This is a genomic window from Pseudomonas sp. B21-059 (assembly GCF_026016285.1).
Taxonomy (GTDB): domain Bacteria; phylum Pseudomonadota; class Gammaproteobacteria; order Pseudomonadales; family Pseudomonadaceae; genus Aquipseudomonas; species Aquipseudomonas danubii.
Genome location: NZ_CP087201.1, coordinates 2508321 through 2528601, shown reverse-complemented (window position 1 = coordinate 2528601; position 20281 = coordinate 2508321). Strand labels below are relative to the sequence as shown.

Genomic DNA, 20281 nt, shown 5'->3' with positions numbered 1-20281 from the left:
TTCTTCGGGGGCGCGGCTCGCTGCTGTCAGGCCGGGTCGATTCAGAAGAGATCGATCGGGTAATCGGTAATCAGCCGGAACTCATCGATATTGCCCTCGCCCTGAGCCACGTTGGCCCGGTGCCAGGTCTGGCGCAGACGAAAGCTCAGGTCCTTGAGCGGGCCGTTCTGCACCACATAGCGCGCTTCGAAGTTGATCTCGCGGTGCACGCCGTCCTGGCCATACATCCCGGCGTAGGCGCTGCCTGCCGGGGTGTGCGTGCCGTCGATGCCGGAGCCGCGCAGGTAGCGGGTCATCAGGTTCCAGCCGGGCATGCCGTAGCCGGCCAGCGACAGGTCGTAGCGCAGTTGCCAGGAACGCTCGTTGGGGCCGTTGAAGTCCGAGTACTGCACCGAGTTGGGCAGGTAGATCGAGGCGCCCTGGTCGCGGCCATTGCGGCCGTTGCGGTCCAGGTCGCCCACCCCCAGGTAGTCGAACGGGGTGTTGCCGTCGACGTTCTGCAGCGCCAGGGTCAGGCGGTGGGCGCCCAGGCCATAGAACACCGAGGCGCCCAGGGTGGTGTTGTCGATGGCGCCGGCTCTGGCCCGACCGGTGTCGAGGGTGCGGTAGAGGTTGAGGTCGAAACCGGCCTGCTGGCCCTGCCCCAGGTCGGTACGGCCATTGAGGTTGGCGTAGTACTGGTTCCAGATGTCGGCGAAACGCGCCGCATAGAAGCTGGCGCCCCAGTCAGGCGTGAACCGGTACTGGCCGCCCAGGTAGTCCACCGAGGGTGTGGTGACGCCAGCATAGAAGGCCCAGAGGTCGCCGTTGCTGTTGGTGGTGACGTGGCCGGTGGCCGAGGTGAAATGCCCGGCCTGCAGCTTGAGTTTGTCCCGTTCCTGGCTGTCCAGGGCAAAGCCGGTGGCGGTTTCCGGGATCAGGCGGTTGTGGCCGACGGCGAACACCGGGGTGTCCACCGACTGTTCGCCGAAATGCAGCACGCTTTCGGAGACTTTCAGTTTCAGCGCGGCACCGGCCTTGGCGTATTGGTCCGCCGGCTTGCCGTTGTCGTGGATCGGCAGGTTATAGGTGCCGGTCTTGCCCCCGGAGGCATCCAGCTTGAGCCCGAGAGTGGCGAAGGCATCCACGCCGACGCCGACCGTGCCCTGGGTGAACCCGGATTCGAAGCGGCCGATAAAGCCCTGGGTCCAGTCCTTGCGGTCGGCACGGCCGTCCTGGACGCTGCGGTTGAGGTAGTAGTTGCGGGCTTGGATGCGCAGATGGCTGTCCTCGATGAAACCGGCCGGCTCCTCCTCGGCCCCCTGGACGGTCCAGGGCAGGCAACCCAGCAGCGGCAACAGCAAAAGCGGTGAACGGCGCATTACGTCAGACATGGCAAAACCCTTGTGGATTATTGTTTTTGTAGAAGTGGCGACAGGGATCGACAGGGACCCAAAGGTCCCGTAGGAGCCGGCTTGCCGGCGAAAGCGATCAAGCGGACCGCTTCGCCGACCAGCCGGTTCCCCCAAACGGGGTGGTCCGGACTCAGGGTTGGATCGGCAACGGCTTGGGCGCCGCGGCATCCAGCGGGCGCTGGCCGCGAAAGCGCAGGTAATAGATGAGCAGGATCAGCGCCAGGAACGGCAGCCCGCAGACCAGGGTCAGGAAGAACTGCTCGGTGAACAGTGTGGTGATCATCACCGCCAGCATCAGCAACAGCCCTCCCAGGCTGGTCCAGGGGTAGCCCCAGAGCTTGAACGCCAGGGGTTCGGAGCCCTGTTGCCGGCGAAAGAACAGGTGGGTGAGGAAGATCCCGGCCCAGGTGAACATGGCGCCGAACATGGCGATCGACATCATCAGGGTGAAGGCCTGGTCGGCGTAGGCCAGGTACAGCAAGGTGGCCAGGGCAATCCCCAGGGACGACAGCAGCAGCGCCGCCAGGGGCACGCCGTTGCGGCTCAGGCGCCCGAACAGCGCCGGCGCCTGGCCGGCCCGGGACAGGCTGAACATCAGCCGCGTGGTGATGTACAGCTGGCTGTTCATCGCCGACAGCGCCGCTACCAGGATCACCGCATTGATCACCCCGCCGGCATAGGGAATGCCGGTGGCCGCCATGACCATGACAAAGGGGCTTTCACCGCCGGTGTTGCGGCTCCAGGGCACGATGGCCAGGACCAGGGCGATGGTCAGCAGGTAGAACACCACCAGGCGCACCATGGTGATGCGAAAGGCCCGGGTCACTGCACGTTCCGGGTCCTTGGCCTCGCCCGCGGCCACGGCGATCATCTCGATGCTCAGGTAACTGAAGAAGGCCACGATCACCGCCACCCAGGTGCCCCAGGCGCCGTTGGGAAAGAAGCCGCCCTCGTTGCTGTAGTTGGCAAAACCGATGCCCGAGCCGGGCGCCGCGCCGTACACCACCCAGGCCCCGAGCAGGATGAACACCAGGATGGCGCACAGCTTGAGCAGCGAGAACACATACTCGATGCCGCCGAACACCTTGACGCTGAAGGCGTTGGCCAAAATCAGCGCCAGGGAGAAACCGAGCATCCAGTAACCGCCGGGCACCTCGGGATACCAGTACTTCATGTACATCGCCGCCGCAGTGATTTCCGTGCCCACGGCAAACACGATGGAGGCCCAGTAGGCGTAGCGGATGGCAAAGCCGAACCAGGGCGCCACATAGAATTCGGCGAATGAACCGAACGAGCCGGACGTCGGATGGCGCACGGTCATTTCCGCCAGACAGCCCATCAGCAACAGGGCGATTACCGCGCCGATGGCGTAGCTCACCAGCACGCTGGGCCCGGCAAAGCCGATGGCGAAACTGCTGCCCAGAAACAGCCCGGTGCCGATGGCCCCGCCGATGGCGATCATCGACAGCTGGCCGCTGCTCAGGCTTTGCTTGAGGCCGTGTTCACGGTCTGCCACTTGTTTGAAGGTGCGTATTGTTTTTGTCATGACACTCTTGCTCCAAGGCTGGGCACGGGGTTCAGGTCACCGCTTTGCGGGCCAGGAACTGCGGCTGGTTCCATGCCTCGCTGACGAGGATGTCGCGCAGTGCGTCGACGCAGGTCCAGATGTCTTCAAAACGGTTGTACAGCGGGGCAAAACCGAAGCGCAGGATGTCCGGCGCGCGGAAGTCGCCGACGATGCCCCGGGCAATCAGGGCCTGCATCACCGGGTAGGCCTGGGGGTGACTCAGGGAGACCTGGCTGCCGCGCTGCTCGGCATCGCGCGGGGTCTGCAACTGCACGCCCAACCCGGCCAGTTGCTCGTCACACAGGCGGATGAACAGCTCGGACAAGGCCAGGCTCTTGCTGCGCAAGGCATGCAGGTCAACGCCGTCGAACACCTCCAGCGCCGCTTCCAGGGCCAGCACGCCCAACTGCGGCGCGGTGCCCACCAGCATCCGGTCGAGGCTCGGGTGGGGCTGGTAGTCATGGCTGAAATCGAAGGGCTTGGCGTGCCCGTGCCAACCGGTCAGCGGCTGGCGCAATTGGGCGATGTGACGCTCGGCGACAAACACAAAGGCCGGCGCGCCGGGGCCGCCATTGAGGTACTTGTAGCCGCAGCCCACGGCAAAGTCCGCGCCGGCCGCGTTCAGCTCCACCGGCATGGCGCCGGCCGAGTGGCACAGGTCCCAGACCACCAGCACCCCCAGCTCGTGGGCCCGCGCGGTGATCGCCGCCATGTCGTAGCGGCGGCCGGTCTTGTAGTTGACGTGGGTCAGGGAGAGGATCGCCACCTGGTCGCTGAGGGCGTCGAGGACCTGCTCCGGGTCAACACACTGCAACCGGCAGCCGGTCAGCTCCGCGACGCCCTGGGCGATGTACACATCGGTGGGAAAGTTGCCGTTCTCCGCCAGGATCACCCGGCGCGACGGCTGCATGCGCAAGGCCGCCACCAGCACCTTGAACAGGTTGATCGAGGTGGAATCGGCCACTATCACTTCGTGCCCCTGGGCCCCGATCAGCCCGGCGATGCGGGCCCCGGTGCGCTGCGGCGCGGGGTACCAGTCGGCGTCGTTCCAGGAGTTGATCAGGCCCTCGGCCCACTCCACCTTGAGCACCTGCTCCAGGCGTGCCGGAACATGGGCCGGCATGGCCCCCAGGGAGTTGCCGTCGAGGTAGATCTTGTGTTGCGGCAAGGTAAAACGCTGGCGACAGAAGGCCAACGGGTCTGACTGATCCAACTGCTGGATCTGCTCCCGGGTACAGGGCGCGGAACGGCTCATGACGATCCCTCGGTATCGATGATTGGGCGCCGGGGTCGCAGCAAACGGCCACCAGCGAGTCCGGATGCTAGCCAGGGCCGTCATTACTGGATAATAGAAAAGGCGGCCCTTTATATTCCCACTGGTAATACCCAGTCCTGCTCACCGCCTGCCCTCCATCGGTGGGCGGCTCGGTAGCGCCGCAGCCGCAACAGCGCTGACGCAAAAGCCCTGTCGACGATTGATTTCAGCTTTTATTTGCGAAGGCTATTTCAAGTTGGTACGCCATGTGCAAACGTTTGCGAGTTGCAATTTTGTGGGTGTTCGCCACCGCCATGCGCGCGAACGGACATCAGGGACTTCACACCGCACGAACAGGGACTTTCCATGCACAACCGCTTCCCCCGTCATCGCCAATGGGCTGTTTCCCTCGGGCTGGCCGGCGTTACGGGTCTACTCAGTCACGCCGCACTGGCCCAATCCCCCGCCCCGGACGCATCAGCCCAGGGCGAAAGCCTGAGCGCCGATGTGCAATCCGCGAAACAGGGCGCCTACCTTTCCGACTGGTACAACCAGGACCTGATGCTGATCGGCAGCAAGGACATCAGCTTCGGCCCGCGCCCGGCGGACGACATCTACCTGGAGTACGAATACTTCGGGCGCAAGGGCCCCTTCGAGCTGTACGGCTACATCGACCTGCCGAAGATCCTCGACATCGGCAACAGCCACGACAAAGGCATCTGGGACCACGGCTCGCCGCTGTTCATGGAGCACGAACCGCGGATCTCCATCGATTACCTGGCCGGTCGCAGCCTGGCCATCGGGCCGATCAAGGAGTGGTATGTGGCCTTCGACTGGATCTACGACCACGGCAGCCGCACCGCCAACCGCGCCAACACCCTGTACAGCGGCCTGGGCACCGACATCGACACCCATTCGCGGGTCAATCTCTCGGCCAACTTCTACGGCCGCTACCAGTGGGAAAACTACGGCGCCAGCAACGAGTATTCCTGGGACGGCTACCGCGCCCAGCTCAAATACATCGTGCCCATCGACAGCTACAGCAACGGCGCCTCGCTGACCTACATCGGCTTCACCAATTTCGATTTCGGCTCCGACCTGCACAAGGACAACCCGGCGCGCACCGCCAATGCCACGGTGGCCACCAACGTGCTGCTGTACGCCTTCACTCACCTGCGCTTCACCCTGGTGGGCCGTTACTTCCACAACGGCGGCAACTGGGAGGATGGCAGCGTGCTGAATTTCGGCGATGGCGAGTTCCGTGCCCGCTCCAATGGCTGGGGCTATTACGCCGGGGTCGGGTATCAGTTCTAGAAGCTGAGGCAAGCTTCGAGCGGCAAACGGCAAGACAAGAACGGTTGCGATGAGTTGCAACCTGGATCAGGCAGGATAAGCGCCGGTTAACGGCAGTCATGGAGGTTGTATGCGTGGGATTAAAAAGGTTTCGTGGGTAGTGGGACTGGGGGCTCTGCTGGCAGGCGGCGCCTGGGCCAACGAGGCACCAATCAAGCCCAAGGTGGTGCTGATCAGCATGTTCGCGCCGGAAGCGCAGCACTGGATCGAGCGCCTGGAGCTCAAGCGCGAGATTCGCGTGCCGGGGCTGGCGGCGGAGTATCCGAGCATTCGCTGCAATGACCGGGACGTGTGCCTGTTGACCACCGGCATGGGCCAGACCAATGCCGCGGCGTCGACCCTGGCGCTGGCCCTGTCGCCGAAGTTCGACCTGCGCAAAAGCTATTTCCTGATTGCCGGGATCGCCGGCATCAGCCCGCACCACGGCACCATCGGCACCGCCGCCTGGGCTCATTACCTGGTGGAGTTCGGCACCCAGTGGGAACTCGACTCCCGGGATGCGCCCAAGGACTGGCCCACCGGTTACCTGGGGATCAACACCAAGGGGCCGAACGAAAAACCGCCCCTGGACTACAAGACCGAAGTCTTCGAGCTCAACCCCAAGCTCCAGGCCAAGGCCTTCGCCCTGAGCCAGCGGGTGACCTTGAGCGAAAGCCAGCAATCGGCGGCCTGGCGCCTGAAATACCCCAAGGCCCCGGCCAACCAGCCGCCGGTGGTGACCCGCTGCGACACCCTGGCGGGCAACACCTGGTTTTCCGGTACTCGCCTGAGCGAACGGGCCGAAGTCTGGACCCGCCTGCTGACTGACAATAAAGGCACCTACTGCACCACCCAGCAGGAAGACAACTCCACCTACGAAGCCTTGCTGCGGGCCAGCCGCGAGGGTCTGGTGGACATCCAGCGCCTAGCGGTGCTACGCGCCGGTTCCGACTTCGACCGCCCGGCACCAGGGGCCAGCGAAGTGGACAACCTGCTCAAGTACGCCGACCAGGGCGGCTTTGTCCCGGCCCTGGAAAACCTCTACCGGGCCGGCAATCCGCTGGTGCAGGACATTCTCAACAACTGGTCGACCTGGGAAAAAGGCGTCCCCGAAGCCTGATCCGTGCCAACCCGCAACCCGCAGGAGCCGGCGTGCCGGTGAACGCACGCTCAGGGCCATGACCGTTGGCGCCAGAGTCGGCCAATCAAAGTGAATTTTTGCGCCTGCGGGGGATCACTCAAGGATCACAGGGAGGAACAGAGGCTTTATGAACAACGCAAAACTCTTCGTCATCGAATACACCCTTCACGGCGCTCCCAAGTCCTTCATCATCCGCCAGGAAAAGATGGACAACGCCGAGGCCTGGCACTGGGCAAGCTGTGATGCGGGAGTGGGCCGCATCGGCCGTTTCGGCCGGGAACGGGTGAAGAAGACCAGCAAGCCCATGGCGGAAAAGTTCGGTATCGAGAATGTCACCTGGCGGCCTTCGGTCTAGGCCCGCCGCAAACGGGTGGAGCCGCAGCCCCACCCGTTTGCGCTCTTCAGCCGTGGGCGCCTTGGGCGCATTTGCACCCTTGGGTGGAAGCACAAGGCTCACCGTGGGCGTGATGATCGGCGCAAGCCTGACAGCAGTAGTGCTTGCCGTGACGGACAATCGCATGGGGCCCCAGCTTGCAGGTGCAGGCCGGACAGGCGCAGGTTTCATTGGACATGGCAGGGTTCCTTTTTATCAGTCTTTCAGGGGACTCGATCACCGCGCCACCTCAGACAATGGCGGCCACTGCACGGTGCGAGCACTCCAAAGACTAGGCCAACCCAGCCCCCCCGCCACGCCAACAGCGACTAAAGTGATTCGGCCAGCGCCCGCATGGACCGATGGCCACCCTGGCCCGACCAGCCAATGATGCAGGCCGTGGTCATGCTGTCTCGACCTGACAAGAACAACCCAAGGTCATTCACCGCCCATGACGATTCTCTATGACGAAACCCTCGACGGCGCCCTGCCCGACGTCGACAAGCAGGCCCTGATCCGGGCCTTGCGCAGCCAATTGCCGGACCTGGAACTGCTGGACCAGGAGCCGCAGCTCAAGCCCTACGAATGCGACGGCCTCAGTGCCTATCGCACCACACCGATGCTGGTGGCCCTGCCGCGGCATCTGCACGAGGTCCAGCGCTTGCTGCAGATCTGCCATGAGCACCGGGTGCCAGTGGTCCCCCGAGGGGCCGGTACGGGTTTGTCCGGAGGCGCCCTGCCCCTGGAAAAAGGCCTGCTGCTGGTGATGGCGCGCTTCAAGGACATCCTGCAGATCGACCCGGCCGCCCGCTGCGCAAGGCTCCAGCCGGGGGTGCGCAACCTGGCGATTTCCCAAGCGGCGGCGCCTTTGGGCCTGTACTACGCCCCCGATCCTTCATCACAGATCGCTTGCTCCATCGGCGGCAACGTCGCGGAAAACGCCGGGGGCGTGCATTGCCTGAAATACGGCCTGACCGTGCACAACCTGCTGCAGGTGCAGATGCTCAGCGTCGACGGCCAAGCCATGACCCTGGGCAGTCAGGCCCTGGACGCGCCGGGATTCGACCTGCTGGCGCTGGTCACCGGCTCCGAGGGCCTGTTGGGGGTAATCACCGAGGTCACGGTCAAGCTGCTGCCCAAGCCGCCGATCGCCAAGGTGCTGCTAGCGGCCTTTGACTCAGTAGAAGCCGCCGGCCGCGCCGTGGCTGACATCATTGCCGCCGGGATCATCCCGGGTGGCCTGGAGATGATGGACAACCTGGCGATCCGCGCCGCCGAGGACTTCATCCACGCCGGCTACCCGGTGGACGCCGAAGCCATCCTGCTGTGCGAGCTGGACGGGGTGGAGGCCGATGTGCATGACGACTGCGAGCGGGTGCGCCAGGTGCTGGAACGCGCCGGCGCCAGCGAGGTACGCCTGGCCCGGGACGAAGCCGAGCGAGTGCGCTTCTGGGCCGGGCGCAAGAACGCCTTTCCAGCGGTGGGCCGCTTGTCCCCGGACTACTACTGCATGGACGGCACCATTCCCCGGCGCCAACTGCCGGGGGTGTTACGGGGCATTGCCCGTCTCGCCGCCGAGCATCAACTGCGGGTGGCCAACGTGTTCCATGCCGGGGACGGCAACATGCACCCGCTGATCCTGTTCGATGCCAACCGGCCGGGCGAGCTGGCGCGGGCCGAGGCCCTGGGCGGCAAGATCCTCGAACTGTGCGTGGCGGTGGGCGGCAGCATCACCGGCGAGCACGGCGTAGGCCGGGAGAAAATCAACCAGATGTGCGCCCAGTTCAGCGCCCATGAGCTGGCGCTGTTCCATGGGGTCAAGGCCGCCTTCGATCCCGGCGGCCTGCTCAACCCCGGCAAGAACATCCCGACCCTGCAACGCTGCGCCGAATTCGGCGCCATGCATATCCATCATGGGCAACTGCCCTTCCCCGAACTGGAGCGCTTCTGATGACGGCGCCACCCGACGGCGATGCCAGCGCCGCGCTGCTGGAACAGGTCCGCAACGCCTTGCAGGACAGCACCCCGTTGCGTATCCAGGGCTCCAACAGCAAAGCCTTTCTCGGCCGCGAATGCGCCGGGGAAATCCTCGATACCCGCAGCCATCGCGGCATCGTCAGCTACGACCCCACGGAGCTGGTGATCAGCGCCCGGGCCGGCACTCCGCTCAGTGAGTTGCACGCCACCCTGGAGGCCGCCGGGCAGATGCTGCCCTGCGAGCCGCCATCGTTCGGCGCTGGCGCCACCCTGGGCGGCATGCTCGCCAGCGGCCTGTCCGGGCCGCGTCGGCCCTGGGCCGGCGCGGCCTGTCCGGGCCGCGTCGGCCCTGGGCCGGCGCGGTGCGCGATTTCGTCCTCGGCACCCGGATCATCAGCGGCAGCGGCCAGCACCTGCGCTTTGGTGGCGAGGTGATGAAAAACGTCGCCGGTTATGACCTGTCGCGACTGATGGCCGGCAGCTACGGCTGCCTGGGGCTGATCACCGAAGTCTCGCTGAAGGTCCTGCCCAAGCCCCGGCAATGCCTGAGCCTGAGCCTGGAAATGACGCCCGGCCAAGCCCTGACCAAGCTCGCCGAATGGGGCCAACAGCCCTTGCCGATCAGCGCCGCCTGCCACGACGGCGAGCGCCTGCACCTGCGCCTGGAAGGCAGCGCAGGTTCGGTGGCCGCCGCCCATGAACGCCTGGGCGGCGAGCCCCTGGACGCGGGCTACTGGAGCCAGCTCAATGAACAGCAACTGGACTTCTTCAACCCCAGCCTGCCGCTGTGGCGCCTGTCGCTGCCGCACAACACGCAGCTGCTGGCAGTGCCCGGCGAACAACTGCTGGACTGGGGCGGCGCCCAGCGCTGGCTGAAAACCGCTGCGCCAGCCAGCGAGATCCGCGCCGCCGTCAGCGCCGTTGGCGGCCACGCCAGCTGCTACAGCCACGGCCTGCAGGACAGTCCGTTCCAGCCCCTGGCGCCGCCCCTGCTGCACTACCACCAACGGCTCAAGGCGCAGCTGGACCCGCAAGGGATCTTCAACCCCGGCCGACTCTACGCGGAGCTCTAGACCATGCAGACCACCCTCAGCCCCGAGGCCCGGCAACTGCCCCGGGCCGCCGAAGCCGAGCGCATCCTGCGCAGCTGCGTGCATTGCGGTTTCTGCAACGCCACCTGCCCTACCTACCAGTTGCTGGGCGACGAGCTGGACGGCCCACGAGGGCGCATCTACCTGATCAAGCAGGTGCTCGAAGGCGCCACCGCCACCGCACAGGTCCAGCAACACCTGGACCGCTGCCTGTCGTGCCGCAACTGCGAAACCACCTGCCCGTCCGGGGTCGATTATCACCACCTGCTGGACATCGGCCGCGCCGTGGTGGATGCCGCCCTGCCCCGGCCCGCCGGCCAGCAACTGCTGCGCCGCGGACTGCGAGCGCTGAGTGCCAACCCGCAGCTGTTCAAGGCCCTGATCCAGGGCGGCAGCCGCCTGCGTCCGCTGCTGCCCCAGGCGCTGCAGGACAAGCTGCCGCGCCAGTTGCCCAGCGCCAAGCCGCGTCCGCCCCTGCGCCATGCACGGCGCGTGCTGTTGCTCGAAGGCTGCGTGCAACCGGGGCTGTCGCCCAATACCAATGCCGCGGCGGCGCGAGTCCTCGATCGCCTGGGCATCAGCGTGCAGCCGGTCGCCGAGGCCGGCTGCTGCGGCGCCGTGGACTATCACCTGGACGCCCAGGAAGCCGGCCTGCAGCGCGCCCGGCGCAACATCGACGCCTGGTGGTCGCACCTGCAACAGGGCGCCGAGGCGATCATCCAGACCGCCAGCGGCTGCGGTGCCTTCATCAAGGATTACCAGCACCTGCTGGCCCATGACCCGGCCTACCGCGACAAGGCCCGGCAGGTCAGCACCCTGGCTCGGGACTTGGTGGAAGTGTTGCGCGCCGAACCCCTGGAGCAGCTCGGCGCCCACAGCGAACAGCGTCTGGCCTTCCACTGCCCCTGTACCCTGCAGCACGGGCAAAAGCTCGGCGGCGCCGTGGAAGCGCTGTTGCAGCGAGCGGGATTCAACCTGACCACGGTGCCTGACAGCCATCTGTGCTGTGGCTCGGCAGGCACCTACTCCCTGACCCAGCCGACCCTGGCCCGACAACTGCGGGACGACAAGCTGCGGGCTCTGGAAAGCGGCCAGCCGGAGTTGATCGCCACCGCCAACATCGGTTGCCAGATCCACCTCGACAGTGCCGGCCGCACCCCGGTCCGCCACTGGATCGAGGTGCTGGAAGACGCGCTGAGCTAAGCGCCAAGCTTCAAGCTCGTGGCTTGCCACTCACGGCTTGCGGTGTGCGGCTCCGGTACATGAATAGCAACGCCAGGGCCAGGCACAGCATCGCCAGCACGCGGTGGGGTGACAGCTCGATGGCCGGGTTGCCGAACCAGCCGAAGTTGTCGATCAGCATGCCCATGCCCAGTTGTCCGAGGATCACCGCCACCGTGGCCACCGCGGTGCCGACCCGGGGCACCGCGCCGACCATCACCAGCATGTAGACCACGCCAAACAGCGCGCCAGTCAGTTGCCATTTCGGCGCCTGCAACAGGCTCATGGCCTGAGGGGGTTGGAAAAACACAATCAGCAGCCCGGTGATCAGGGCGCCCACAGCAAAGGTCAGCAGGCTGCTGCGCAACACCCCCACACTTTCACCCAGGCGGCCATTGATCGCCGCTTGCACACTGAGCACCGCACCCGCAGCCACCACCAGGACCAGCAAAAGAATCAGGTTCATGTTCAACCTCGGGCGATCAGGATCAGGGCCACGACAATCAGCACCAGGGCCAGCCAGCGTTCGCCATTGACCGGCTTGCGGGCGCTGCCGAACCAACCGAAATGGTCGATCAGCACGCTCTTGCCCACCTGCCCGGAGAGGATCGCGATCATGGTCATGGCAATGCCGATATGGGGCGTGGCCAAAGTCAGCACCACCACGTAGATCGGTCCCAGCACCCCGCCGAGCAATTGCCAGCGCGGCAGTTGGCTGAAGGCCGGCCCCGGCTGCGGACCGCTGAACAACAGCAGCAGAAACAGCAATGCCGTGCCCACGCCGAAGATGCTCAAGGTCGCCCACAAATGCCCGACCTGGGCGCCCAGCGGGCCGAGCAAGCCGGCCTCCACCGACAGGCCCATGCCCGCCAGAATCACCAGGGGCAACAACATCAAGCGCTGCCAGCCAGCGCGGGGTTCAACCTGGGCCGCCGGGGTCGGCAGCGCTGGATCTAACACATTGGAAGACATGCAACACCTGCTTGGGGATCAAGGAATGGCGGGCATTATCGATTGCGCCCTCTTTGCGATAAATGGGAGCATGCCGACAACACCTTTGCGTAAAACGCACAGCAAGGATTTCCCATGCAAGGCTTCAACGACCTGGGTTTCAAGGCCCTGCGCCTGTTCATCGCGGTGCTCGACCAGGGCAGTTTCTCCGCCGTGGCACGCCGCGAGGGGCTGGCGCCTTCGTCCATCTCGCGGCAGATCCAGCTCATGGAACAGGCCCTGGGTCAGCAGTTGCTTTATCGCCACACCCGCGCCGTCAGCCCCACCGAGGCCGGGCGCTTGCTGGGCCACCATGCGCGGCGTGTGCTGGCGCAATGGGAAGAAGCCGAACAGGCGCTGCAGGAACAGCAGGACGAACCCGCCGGGCTGGTGCGGATCAATGCCCCGGTAGTGTTTGGCCAGCGGCACCTGTCGCCCTGGCTGGGCGAGCTACTGGGCCGCTACCCCAAGCTGCAACTGGACATCCAGCAGACCGACAACTACATCGATCCTTTGCAGGACGGCACCGACCTGCTGTTTCGCATCGGCACCCTGGAAGATTCCTCGATGCAGGCACGCCTGCTGGCCCCGCAGCGCTACCGGGTGGCGGCCAGCCCCGCCTATCTGGAACGTCATGGCACGCCACAGCACCCGCAGCAGTTGCAGCAGCACCAGTGCCTGGCCTACAAGGGCGAAACCGGCCAGCAGCGCTGGTTCTTTCGCCGGGGCCGGGAAGACTGGACGCCCTACAGCGTCAAGGGCCCCCTGACCGGCAACCACGCCGACACCCTGACCCAGGCAGCCGAACAGGGCCTGGGGCTGGTGATGTTTCCTTCCTGGCTGATTGGCGAGGCCCTGCATCAAGGCCGCCTGGTGGCCTTGTTCGAAGGCTTCGACGTGGCCACCAGCCTCGAGCCGCAGCAAATTGCCGCCCTCTGGCCTGGCAGCCGGCGCCTCTCGCTGAAAGTGCGGACGGTGATCGACTTCTTCGTCGAGAAATTCGGCCCCGAGCCCTATTGGGACCGCCGCGCACCCGCCCCGTAACCGTAGGAGCTGGCTTGCCAGCGAAAGCGTCGGCAAGACCTGCACAAGACTCAGCGGCCCCTTCGCCGGCCAGCCGGCTTCTACAGGAAGAGTTGAGCAATCAGCCAGGCGTTGGCTGCGCTGATGACGGCGAACAGGCTCCAGGCCAGCCATCGCGTCGGCCAACGGTTGACGAACTCGCCCATCAGGCGCCGGTCGTTGGTCATGCGGATCAGCGGGTACAGGGCAAACGGCAGTTGCAGGCTCAGCACCACCTGGCTCAACACCAGCAGTTGGCCCACTGCGCCATCCCCCAGCAGCCAGACGCCAATGAACGCCGGAATCAGCGCCAGCCCGCGGGTGATCAGGCGTCGCTGCCAGCAGGGAATCCGCAGGTTCAGGTAGCCCTCCATGATCACCTGCCCGGCAATGGTCCCGGTGAAGGTCGAACTCTGCCCCGAGGCCAGCAGCGCCACGCCGAACAGCACGCTGGCCAGGGCTCCGCCCACCAGTGGGTCGAGCAGATGGTAGGCATCCTGGATCTCCACCACGTCGCTGTGGCCGGTGTTGTGGAAGGCCGCGGCGGCGAGGATCAGGATCGCCGCGTTCACCAGCAGCGCCAGGGCCAGGGAGCCGATGGTGTCGATGCGCGCCAGCTTGATGGCGTCGGCGCGACTGGCCCGGTCCTGGCCGATCAAGCGGGTCTGCACCACCGAGGTGTGCAGGTAGAGGTTGTGGGGCATCACCGTGGCACCAAGGATGCCGATCGCCAGGTACAGCGGTGCGGCATCGCTGATGGCCGAGAGCGACGGGGTGAACCCCCGGGCTACGTCCGGCCAATAGGGTTTGATCAGCAGCAGTTCAATGAAGAAGCACACGCCGATGGTCGCCACCAGCGCCAGCATGATCGCTTCCAGCCGGCGAAAACCGCGGTTCTGCAAGGCCAGGACCAACAGCGTATCGAAAGCGGTGATGACAATCCCGGTGCTCAGGGACACCCCCAGCAGCAGGTGGAACGCCAGGGCACATCCCAGCACTTCGGCCAGGTCGGTGGCGATGATCGACACCTCGGCCGCCAGCCACTGGGCCCGGGCCGAACGGCGGCTGTAGCGCTCCCGGCACAGTTGCGCCAGGTCGCGCCCGGTGGCGATGCCCAGGCGTGAGCACAGGCATTGCACCGCCATCCCCGCCAGGCTCGCCAGCAACACCACGAACAGCAGGTTGTAGCCATAGCGCGACCCCGCCTCGATGGCGGTGGCCCAGTTGCCCGGGTCCATGTAGCCGATGGAAATCAGCAACCCGGGGCCGGCAAAACGCAGCAGGCGCTTGAACAGCGAAGCGCCGGGATCGACGGACACGGAGCCCGCCACCTCCGGCGGACAAAAGGGGGCGGTGGCTATTTTCGGTAGGCTGAATTTCACGGGGATTTCCACGACGAATTGACGCAAGGGCTCAGCTTAGAGGTTTCAGCACAGCCACCCAAGCCTGAATTCTCATCCTGAAGGCGAGTATGCTGCTGCCACTCCTGCTCCTTGCGACGCCTGCTGCAGGTATCGATTTCCCGCCCAAGGTGACCCCGTGAACAGCGCTGCGACACTCCCCGAACCCGACACCCAGCCCCCCTTCCTGCAACCCGGCGACCGGGTACTGCTATTCGATGGCGTGTGCAAGCTGTGCAATGCCTCGGTGCGTTTCGTCATCCGCCACGACCGCCAGCGGCGTATCAAACTGGCATCGATGCAATCGCCCCAGGGCCAGGCGTTGCTGAAATGGTTCGGCCAGCCCACCGAGCAGTTCGACAGCGTGCTGCTGATCGAAGACCAGGGGCTGTCGCAACGCTCCGAGGCCTTTATCCGCCTGATGGCGCAACTGCCTGCCCCCTGGTGCTGGCTGCGCCTGCTGCGCTGGATTCCCCGGCCACTGCGGGACTGGGGCTACGACCGTATCGCCGGCAACCGCTACCGCTGGTTCGGCCGGCATGACGTCTGCCTGCTGCCCAGCCCCGACCATCGCGGGCGCTTTCTCGACGACCCGTCCTGGGTCCGGAGCCGGCCAGCGCGCCTCAGCCGGGCTGACGGCGGAAGAACAGGGTCACCTGCCCCAGCTCGAAACCGAACTTGGTCATGTAGGAACGATTGGCCAGGGTGTTTTCGTCCAACAGGTACATCCAGTCATCGAAATGCACCTGATAGGTGGTGCCATCCACCGGCAGGTTGAGCACGTAACGCCAGCGCAGGGCATTGCCGGAGACTTCGCCCCGGGCCTCGCCGACCACGTCGTCGGCGGTCCCGCGCCACAGGCCGGGTCCCGTCGGGACCAGGGTCCAGATCCGGGTCTGGCGGGTGCCATCGCTATAGGTAAAGTCCTCATGCATGATGAGTTTCTCGCCTTCGCTGCGGCTGTTGATCTGCACATGGAAGCGCTTGATCACTTCACCGGAGCGCTTCTGGAACAGGCCCCAGGCCTCGACCCGGCCACTGAAGAACTGCCGCAGTTCCAGCTCGGGCTTCTGGTCACGGTACTGCTTGACGTCGGTGTCGCTGCAAGCAACCAGGCCCAGACACAGCATCAGCAAGTATTTCTTGAACATGGAACATCTCCTGTGCTGCGCCCGCTATCGGCCCAGCAGTTGTGCGCGCAACTGCGGATTGCGGGTGCGCGGGTCGAGCCAGATGGCAAAGAACGCTCGGGCGAAGGCCTCGTCGTCGACCACGTGCTGCAAGCGCTGGTCGACAAAGAACTGCACCCCGCGACCGGGCAGGAACACCCCGGTAATGCGCTGGCCCGGTTCGACATCGACAAAGGCGCGCTGCATCTGCGCCTGCCAATCCTTGAGTTGCTCCGGGCTGACTGCAGTGCCGGACAAACGCTGGATCTCATCCAGGCTGGTCTGCACCAGCTCGTCACGGCGGATCGTGCGCCGATAAGTCAGCTCCAGGGCAAAGGGGCTGTCGGCCGTCAACGGCAAGGCCGTGCCCCAGAGCCGCGCGTTGTAGACCTTGAAGCCGAACCAGCTGAACTCACCGCTGCCCAGCAGCCGTGCATTGGGCAGCGACTCTTGCCAGCCGGCACTGGCGGTGGCGCTGAACAACACCAGCAGCCACAACAACCGCGCCGCGAGCACTCGCCGGATGCTGTTCATTCAAGACCGCCTGGGCAATAGCTGGAGAAATTCCTGGCGGGTGCTGGCGCAGTCGCGAAAGGCCCCGAGCATCACTGAGGTGTTCATCAGCGAGTTCTGCTTCTCGACCCCGCGCATCATCATGCACATGTGCCGCGCCTGGATGACCACCGCCACCCCGGCCGCCCCGGTCACTTCCTGGACCGCCTCGGCAATCTGCCGGGTCAGGTTTTCCTGGATCTGCAGGCGTCGCGCATACATGTCGACGATCCGCGCCACCTTGGACAGCCCCAGCACCTTGCCGGTGGGGATGTAAGCCACATGGGCCTGACCGATGAAGGGCAGCAGATGGTGCTCACACAGGGAATACAGCTCGATGTCCTGAACCATCACCATCTCGTCGCTGGTGGAGCTGAACAACGCGCCGTTGACCAACTCTTCGAGGCTGGTGTCGTAACCGTGACACAGATAACGCAAGGCCTTTGACGCTCGCTGCGGGGTATCCCGCAGGCCCTCGCGGGATGGATCTTCACCCAGCCCCTGAAGAATGCAGTGGAAATGCTCGGAGAGAGGATCGTACATGGCGCACAGGTTCCGCAAAGTGAATGAGGCGGGCAAATCCTTGCACGCGCCAAGGGGAAAAAAAGGGCCCCGAGGTGACCAACCACACAACTGGCCCAGCCCTGATTCCACCAGGGCTTGACCTCGGGAACCCCAAAGTGTGGAGAGTGACAGCCTGGACAGCTAAAACTGGCCAGTGATCACCTCATCTCACACTGAAAAACCTATACGAGAATTTCATTTTTGTACAACTTTTATCGATAAAAACCCGATAAAACCCGTAAATACTTGTACAAAAAGCTCAAAAACCGATTCAGCCTCAATGTTTCGTACAAGAAAACCCCGCACCACCCTGCTCTCTCCGATGCTTCGCTTTTTGCCAGATACACGTGCCAGATACGCGCCAAATGCCGGGTTGGATGCTAGGGTGGCGCACCGTTCATCCACCGAGTCCCCCATGCTGCTGTTGAAACTGCTGACAGTTCCCGGATTCCTGCTGTTGATTTCCCTGGCGAGCAAGCGCTGGGGGCCGAATGTTGCCAGCTGGCTTGCGGGTTTTCCCGTGGTGGTGGGGCCGATCCTGCTGTTTCTGGCCCTGGAGCAAGGTCCGGTGTTCGCCACCCACGCCGCAGTGGCTGCCCTCTCGGCATTGTTCGCCATGATCGCTTTCAGCGTTGCCTACACCCATGCCGCGCAGACCCTGGCCTGGCCTGGAGCCCTGAGCATCGCCACCCTGGTCTGGGTGCTGCTGGCCAGCGTGATCGCCCAGGTCCCGCCCTCCCTGGGGTTCTCGATTTTCTGTGCCGCCAGCGCCCTGTTGCTGGCGCCCCGGGTGTTTCCCCGGGTCAAGACTGTGCCCGCCCTGCCCGGCACCCAGTCGGACAAGCTGGTCTACCGCATGCTCGCCGGGGCCCTGCTGACCCTGGCGGTCACCTTGCTGGCCAGCACCGTTGGCGAACGCTGGAGCGGCATGCTCGCAGTCTTTCCGGTGCTCGGCAGCGTGCTGGCGGTGTTCTCCCACCAGAGTCACGGCGTGGCCTTCACCACCGTGCTGCTGCGCTCGCTGAGCACCGGCCTGTATTCCTTTGCGGCGTTCTGCCTGGTACTGGCCCTGGCCCTGCCGAAACTGGGAATGCTCGCCTTTGGATTGGCAGTGGCGGTGTCAATGCTGGTGCTGGGTTTAAGCAAGCGCCTGTTGGCGCGAAGCACCATCAGTTGCGCCGCCAGACAACATCCTTAAACCGCAAACAAACCGGCACAAAACCTCGGCATACAGAGACTGGCGCCGAACTCAGGCACTCATGCATCATGCGTCGTCAGTCTTATGGAAGAGTGTGATGAGCAACATAGAAACCCCAAAGGCTTCATTGGCCTTGCGATCCTACTCCGGCCAGATTGAGCTGCATGACCACGACTATCACCAGATCGTGCTGCCGCAATCAGGCTCCATGGAGATAGAGGTCGATGGCCGTGGCGGCAAAGTCGACTGGAGCCAGGGCGTGATCATCCCAGCAGGTTGCTCTCATACCTTTTCCGCCAGTACCGCAAATACTTTCCTGGTCCTTGATGTTCCGCTTTCATCGCCCCGCACCCAAAAGTTCGAAGCTGAAACCATCAAGAGGCTCAACGAAAAAAGCTTCTTTCCGGTAAGACCGGAGATTCGTCACCTGCTTGACTACGCCACACGCAGCGTTCCATTGCTGACCAGCTCACCTGAGGTGGCTCAATCCTGGAGTACTTTGTTGATGTCGTCTCTGGTCCAGCCCCACAGCCACACCCCTGACCACGGACAGTTCACCCTGGCCAGGGCCCTGACCCATATCGAAAACAATCTGGACACTCATCTGACAGCCTCTGAAATAGCCCGAATCTCAGGCACCAGCGAACGACGCTTGTACATACTCTTCGAGCAACACCTGAAAACCACGCCTTTTGCCCATGTGACGCGGCTGCGCCTGGACTTGGCCATTGACCTGCTGCGCGATACTCGACTGTCGATCACGGAAATTGCTCATCGAGTGGGTTACGCAGACCAGAGCGCCTTGAACCATGCGCTGAAAAAAAACCGCAACCTGACACCGGCATCGGCTCGAAGGCGCACCATAACCTGCTGAAACATGCAGCCTGGAACAAGTATTAGGCAGCACAGGCCAATACCCGACCGACCGTCCTTCCTATCATCCCCGCTTCGAAACGCTCATCGGGCGGGACCCATGACACAAGCAACGACGTCTACCAAAACGCTCACACCCCCAAGATCTGCCGCCTCGGCAACCGCCATTGGGGTGATTGCCGTGTTTCTGTGGTCCTGCCTGGCCTTGCTCACCACTCTGACGTCAGGCATCCCGCCTTTTGAGTTGCTGGCTTTGAGCTTTGCCGTAGCCTTTCTGGCCAGCCTGGTCATTCTCGGGCTGCGAGGCGCAGCGGGCTTTCAAGGCTGGCGTCAGCCATGGAAAGTATGGGCTACAGGCTTTCTGGGAATCTTTGGCTATCACGCGCTGTATTTCTTCGCCCTCAAGGCCGCGCCCCCGGCCGAGGCCAGCCTGATTGCCTACCTCTGGCCCCTGCTGATCGTCTTGCTGGCCGGTGTCAGTGGCGGCCAGCGACTGCGCCCGCGACAACTGCTGGGAGCACTCCTGGGACTTGCTGGCACAGCGTTCATCATGCAGCAACGATCACAGTCCGGCGTGGCCAGCATGCCGATCGCCGGCTATATGGCCGCCTTGTTCTGTGCCTTGGTCTGGTCAGGTTACTCGGTGATCAATCGACGCTTCAGCAACGTTCCCAGCAGCATCATCGGGGCAATCTGCGGCCTGGTGGCGCTAGCCGGATCGCTCTGTCACCTAGCCTTTGAGAGCACGGTTCAGCCTGACTCCGGGCAATGGCTGGCGATCGTCGGCCTTGGACTGGGCCCGGTTGGCTTGGCGTTCTTTGCATGGGATCACGCGACCAAACACGGCAACCTGGCAAGTCTCGGCGCGCTTTCCTATCTAGCCCCGCTATTTTCCACCCTGCTGCTGATTCTGGTCGGCCAAACCCACGCCAACCCGATCCTGCTGATCCCGGCGCTACTCATCATCGCTGGAGCAGTGATCGCCACCTCACACCGGCGCACCGGCGACACCTGACTCTCTGAACCCACAAGGAACTCAAAAAAATGCATCTGATTGCCTCCCAAGGGGCTGAGAGGCTCGATCGTGCTGGCCCGATTTTTTCGGTAGCCCCCACCAGAGCG

19 protein-coding genes and 2 pseudogenes are annotated in these 20281 nt (G+C 64.3%); 11 read left to right on the top strand and 10 right to left on the bottom strand.

Going from position 1 to position 20281, the window contains the following annotated elements:
* Positions 1–41: 41 nt before the first annotated feature.
* The 3 genes from LOY69_RS11560 to kynU all read right to left on the bottom strand — a co-directional run bounded on the left by LOY69_RS11560 (position 42) and on the right by kynU (position 4216).
* Positions 42–1373: an OprD family porin gene (locus LOY69_RS11560; protein WP_265074577.1), complete on the bottom strand. Its 1332-nt coding sequence runs from the start codon at positions 1371–1373 to the stop codon at positions 42–44.
* Positions 1374–1524: 151 nt separating this feature from the next.
* Positions 1525–2940 carry an amino acid permease gene (locus tag LOY69_RS11555; protein ID WP_110594942.1) on the bottom strand — a complete coding sequence of 472 codons (1416 nt, stop codon included), beginning with the start codon at positions 2938–2940 and terminating at the stop codon, positions 1525–1527.
* 31 nt (positions 2941–2971) lie between these two features.
* Positions 2972–4216, bottom strand: coding sequence for a kynureninase (gene kynU / locus LOY69_RS11550; RefSeq protein WP_110653023.1), 1245 nt, complete (start codon positions 4214–4216; stop codon positions 2972–2974).
* 366 nt (positions 4217–4582) lie between these two features.
* Here kynU and LOY69_RS11545 point away from each other — a divergent pair, with 366 nt between their 5' ends.
* From LOY69_RS11545 to LOY69_RS11535, 3 genes are all read left to right on the top strand, one after another.
* On the top strand, positions 4583–5530 hold the full coding sequence (locus LOY69_RS11545) for a nucleoside-specific channel-forming protein Tsx (protein ID WP_110594944.1): 948 nt from the start codon (positions 4583–4585) through the stop codon (positions 5528–5530).
* A gap of 109 nt (positions 5531–5639) precedes the next feature.
* A complete protein-coding gene (locus LOY69_RS11540; protein ID WP_265074576.1) occupies positions 5640–6668 on the top strand; it encodes a purine-nucleoside phosphorylase in 1029 nt (342 codons plus the stop codon).
* A 148-nt stretch (positions 6669–6816) separates the two neighbouring features.
* Positions 6817–7044, top strand: coding sequence for a DUF6555 family protein (locus tag LOY69_RS11535; protein WP_011060569.1), 228 nt, complete (start codon positions 6817–6819; stop codon positions 7042–7044).
* A gap of 46 nt (positions 7045–7090) precedes the next feature.
* Here the strand turns inward: LOY69_RS11535 and LOY69_RS11530 are convergent, their stop codons facing one another.
* Complete coding sequence (locus LOY69_RS11530) at positions 7091–7261, bottom strand: metallothionein (protein ID WP_102864137.1); 171 nt, start codon at positions 7259–7261, stop codon at positions 7091–7093.
* Between the two features lie 252 nt (positions 7262–7513).
* Here LOY69_RS11530 and glcD point away from each other — a divergent pair, with 252 nt between their 5' ends.
* The 3 genes and pseudogenes from glcD (at position 7514) to glcF (ending at position 11333) form a co-directional block, all read left to right on the top strand.
* A complete protein-coding gene (gene glcD, locus LOY69_RS11525; protein WP_265074575.1) occupies positions 7514–9013 on the top strand; it encodes a glycolate oxidase subunit GlcD in 1500 nt (499 codons plus the stop codon).
* Positions 9013–10112 (top strand): annotated as a pseudogene (gene glcE, locus LOY69_RS11520) (glycolate oxidase subunit GlcE). Before glcD ends, glcE begins: the two are co-directional and overlap by 1 nt.
* Before the next feature lie 3 nt (positions 10113–10115).
* Positions 10116–11333 carry a glycolate oxidase subunit GlcF gene (gene glcF / locus LOY69_RS11515; protein WP_265074574.1) on the top strand — a complete coding sequence of 406 codons (1218 nt, stop codon included), beginning with the start codon at positions 10116–10118 and terminating at the stop codon, positions 11331–11333.
* 10 nt (positions 11334–11343) lie between these two features.
* On the opposite strand, the gene LOY69_RS11510 is transcribed toward glcF, so the two are convergent.
* A complete protein-coding gene (locus LOY69_RS11510) occupies positions 11344–11817 on the bottom strand; it encodes a DMT family transporter (protein ID WP_110594949.1) in 474 nt (157 codons plus the stop codon).
* Between the two features lie 2 nt (positions 11818–11819).
* A complete protein-coding gene (locus tag LOY69_RS11505) occupies positions 11820–12245 on the bottom strand; it encodes a DMT family transporter (protein ID WP_249735905.1) in 426 nt (141 codons plus the stop codon).
* A gap of 192 nt (positions 12246–12437) precedes the next feature.
* Between LOY69_RS11505 and LOY69_RS11500 the strand changes: the two genes are divergently transcribed.
* On the top strand, positions 12438–13385 hold the full coding sequence (locus LOY69_RS11500) for a LysR family transcriptional regulator (RefSeq protein ID WP_110653030.1): 948 nt from the start codon (positions 12438–12440) through the stop codon (positions 13383–13385).
* Between the two features lie 80 nt (positions 13386–13465).
* On the opposite strand, the gene LOY69_RS11495 is transcribed toward LOY69_RS11500, so the two are convergent.
* Positions 13466–14785, bottom strand: a complete 1320-nt coding sequence (locus LOY69_RS11495; RefSeq protein WP_102880031.1) for an Nramp family divalent metal transporter — start codon at positions 14783–14785, stop codon at positions 13466–13468.
* Positions 14786–14942: 157 nt separating this feature from the next.
* On the opposite strand from LOY69_RS11495, the pseudogene LOY69_RS11490 reads away from it, so the two are divergent.
* Positions 14943–15401, top strand: a pseudogene (locus LOY69_RS11490) (thiol-disulfide oxidoreductase DCC family protein); the annotation flags it as partial.
* A 25-nt stretch (positions 15402–15426) separates the two neighbouring features.
* Here LOY69_RS11490 and LOY69_RS11485 read toward each other — a convergent pair.
* Genes LOY69_RS11485 through folE form a run of 3 tightly spaced genes read right to left on the bottom strand, consistent with a single transcriptional unit; the run spans position 15427 to position 17067 of the window.
* Positions 15427–15954, bottom strand: a complete 528-nt coding sequence (locus LOY69_RS11485) for a DUF3833 domain-containing protein (protein WP_170004563.1) — start codon at positions 15952–15954, stop codon at positions 15427–15429.
* Positions 15955–15978: 24 nt separating this feature from the next.
* Positions 15979–16506 (bottom strand): chalcone isomerase family protein, encoded by a 528-nt coding sequence (locus LOY69_RS11480; protein WP_115582084.1) that lies wholly within the window; start codon positions 16504–16506, stop codon positions 15979–15981.
* On the bottom strand, positions 16507–17067 hold the full coding sequence (gene folE, locus LOY69_RS11475; RefSeq protein WP_102864126.1) for a GTP cyclohydrolase I FolE: 561 nt from the start codon (positions 17065–17067) through the stop codon (positions 16507–16509).
* Between the two features lie 436 nt (positions 17068–17503).
* On the opposite strand from folE, the gene LOY69_RS11470 reads away from it, so the two are divergent.
* From LOY69_RS11470 to LOY69_RS11460, 3 genes are all read left to right on the top strand, one after another.
* A complete protein-coding gene (locus LOY69_RS11470) occupies positions 17504–18286 on the top strand; it encodes a hypothetical protein (RefSeq protein ID WP_170004561.1) in 783 nt (260 codons plus the stop codon).
* Positions 18287–18383: 97 nt separating this feature from the next.
* A complete protein-coding gene (locus LOY69_RS11465) occupies positions 18384–19160 on the top strand; it encodes a helix-turn-helix domain-containing protein (protein WP_170004559.1) in 777 nt (258 codons plus the stop codon).
* A 99-nt stretch (positions 19161–19259) separates the two neighbouring features.
* Positions 19260–20174 carry a DMT family transporter gene (locus LOY69_RS11460; protein ID WP_170004557.1) on the top strand — a complete coding sequence of 305 codons (915 nt, stop codon included), beginning with the start codon at positions 19260–19262 and terminating at the stop codon, positions 20172–20174.
* The last annotated feature ends 107 nt before the right edge of the window (positions 20175–20281 follow it).

Coding starts and splice junctions, on each gene's coding strand:
- LOY69_RS11485 (WP_170004563.1), bottom strand. CDS start 15,954: ATGTTCAAGAAATACTTGCTGATGCTGTGTCTGGGCCTGGTTGCTTGC.
- LOY69_RS11510 (WP_110594949.1), bottom strand. CDS start 11,817: ATGAACCTGATTCTTTTGCTGGTCCTGGTGGTGGCTGCGGGTGCGGTG.
- LOY69_RS11505 (WP_249735905.1), bottom strand. CDS start 12,245: ATGTTGTTGCCCCTGGTGATTCTGGCGGGCATGGGCCTGTCGGTGGAG.
- folE (WP_102864126.1), bottom strand. CDS start 17,067: ATGTACGATCCTCTCTCCGAGCATTTCCACTGCATTCTTCAGGGGCTG.
- LOY69_RS11460 (WP_170004557.1), top strand. CDS start 19,260: ATGACACAAGCAACGACGTCTACCAAAACGCTCACACCCCCAAGATCT.
- LOY69_RS11540 (WP_265074576.1), top strand. CDS start 5,640: ATGCGTGGGATTAAAAAGGTTTCGTGGGTAGTGGGACTGGGGGCTCTG.
- LOY69_RS11480 (WP_115582084.1), bottom strand. CDS start 16,506: ATGAACAGCATCCGGCGAGTGCTCGCGGCGCGGTTGTTGTGGCTGCTG.
- LOY69_RS11535 (WP_011060569.1), top strand. CDS start 6,817: ATGAACAACGCAAAACTCTTCGTCATCGAATACACCCTTCACGGCGCT.
- LOY69_RS11545 (WP_110594944.1), top strand. CDS start 4,583: ATGCACAACCGCTTCCCCCGTCATCGCCAATGGGCTGTTTCCCTCGGG.
- LOY69_RS11530 (WP_102864137.1), bottom strand. CDS start 7,261: ATGTCCAATGAAACCTGCGCCTGTCCGGCCTGCACCTGCAAGCTGGGG.
- LOY69_RS11465 (WP_170004559.1), top strand. CDS start 18,384: ATGAGCAACATAGAAACCCCAAAGGCTTCATTGGCCTTGCGATCCTAC.
- LOY69_RS11500 (WP_110653030.1), top strand. CDS start 12,438: ATGCAAGGCTTCAACGACCTGGGTTTCAAGGCCCTGCGCCTGTTCATC.
- LOY69_RS11560 (WP_265074577.1), bottom strand. CDS start 1,373: ATGTCTGACGTAATGCGCCGTTCACCGCTTTTGCTGTTGCCGCTGCTG.
- kynU (WP_110653023.1), bottom strand. CDS start 4,216: ATGAGCCGTTCCGCGCCCTGTACCCGGGAGCAGATCCAGCAGTTGGAT.
- glcF (WP_265074574.1), top strand. CDS start 10,116: ATGCAGACCACCCTCAGCCCCGAGGCCCGGCAACTGCCCCGGGCCGCC.
- glcD (WP_265074575.1), top strand. CDS start 7,514: ATGACGATTCTCTATGACGAAACCCTCGACGGCGCCCTGCCCGACGTC.
- LOY69_RS11555 (WP_110594942.1), bottom strand. CDS start 2,940: ATGACAAAAACAATACGCACCTTCAAACAAGTGGCAGACCGTGAACAC.
- LOY69_RS11470 (WP_170004561.1), top strand. CDS start 17,504: ATGCTGCTGTTGAAACTGCTGACAGTTCCCGGATTCCTGCTGTTGATT.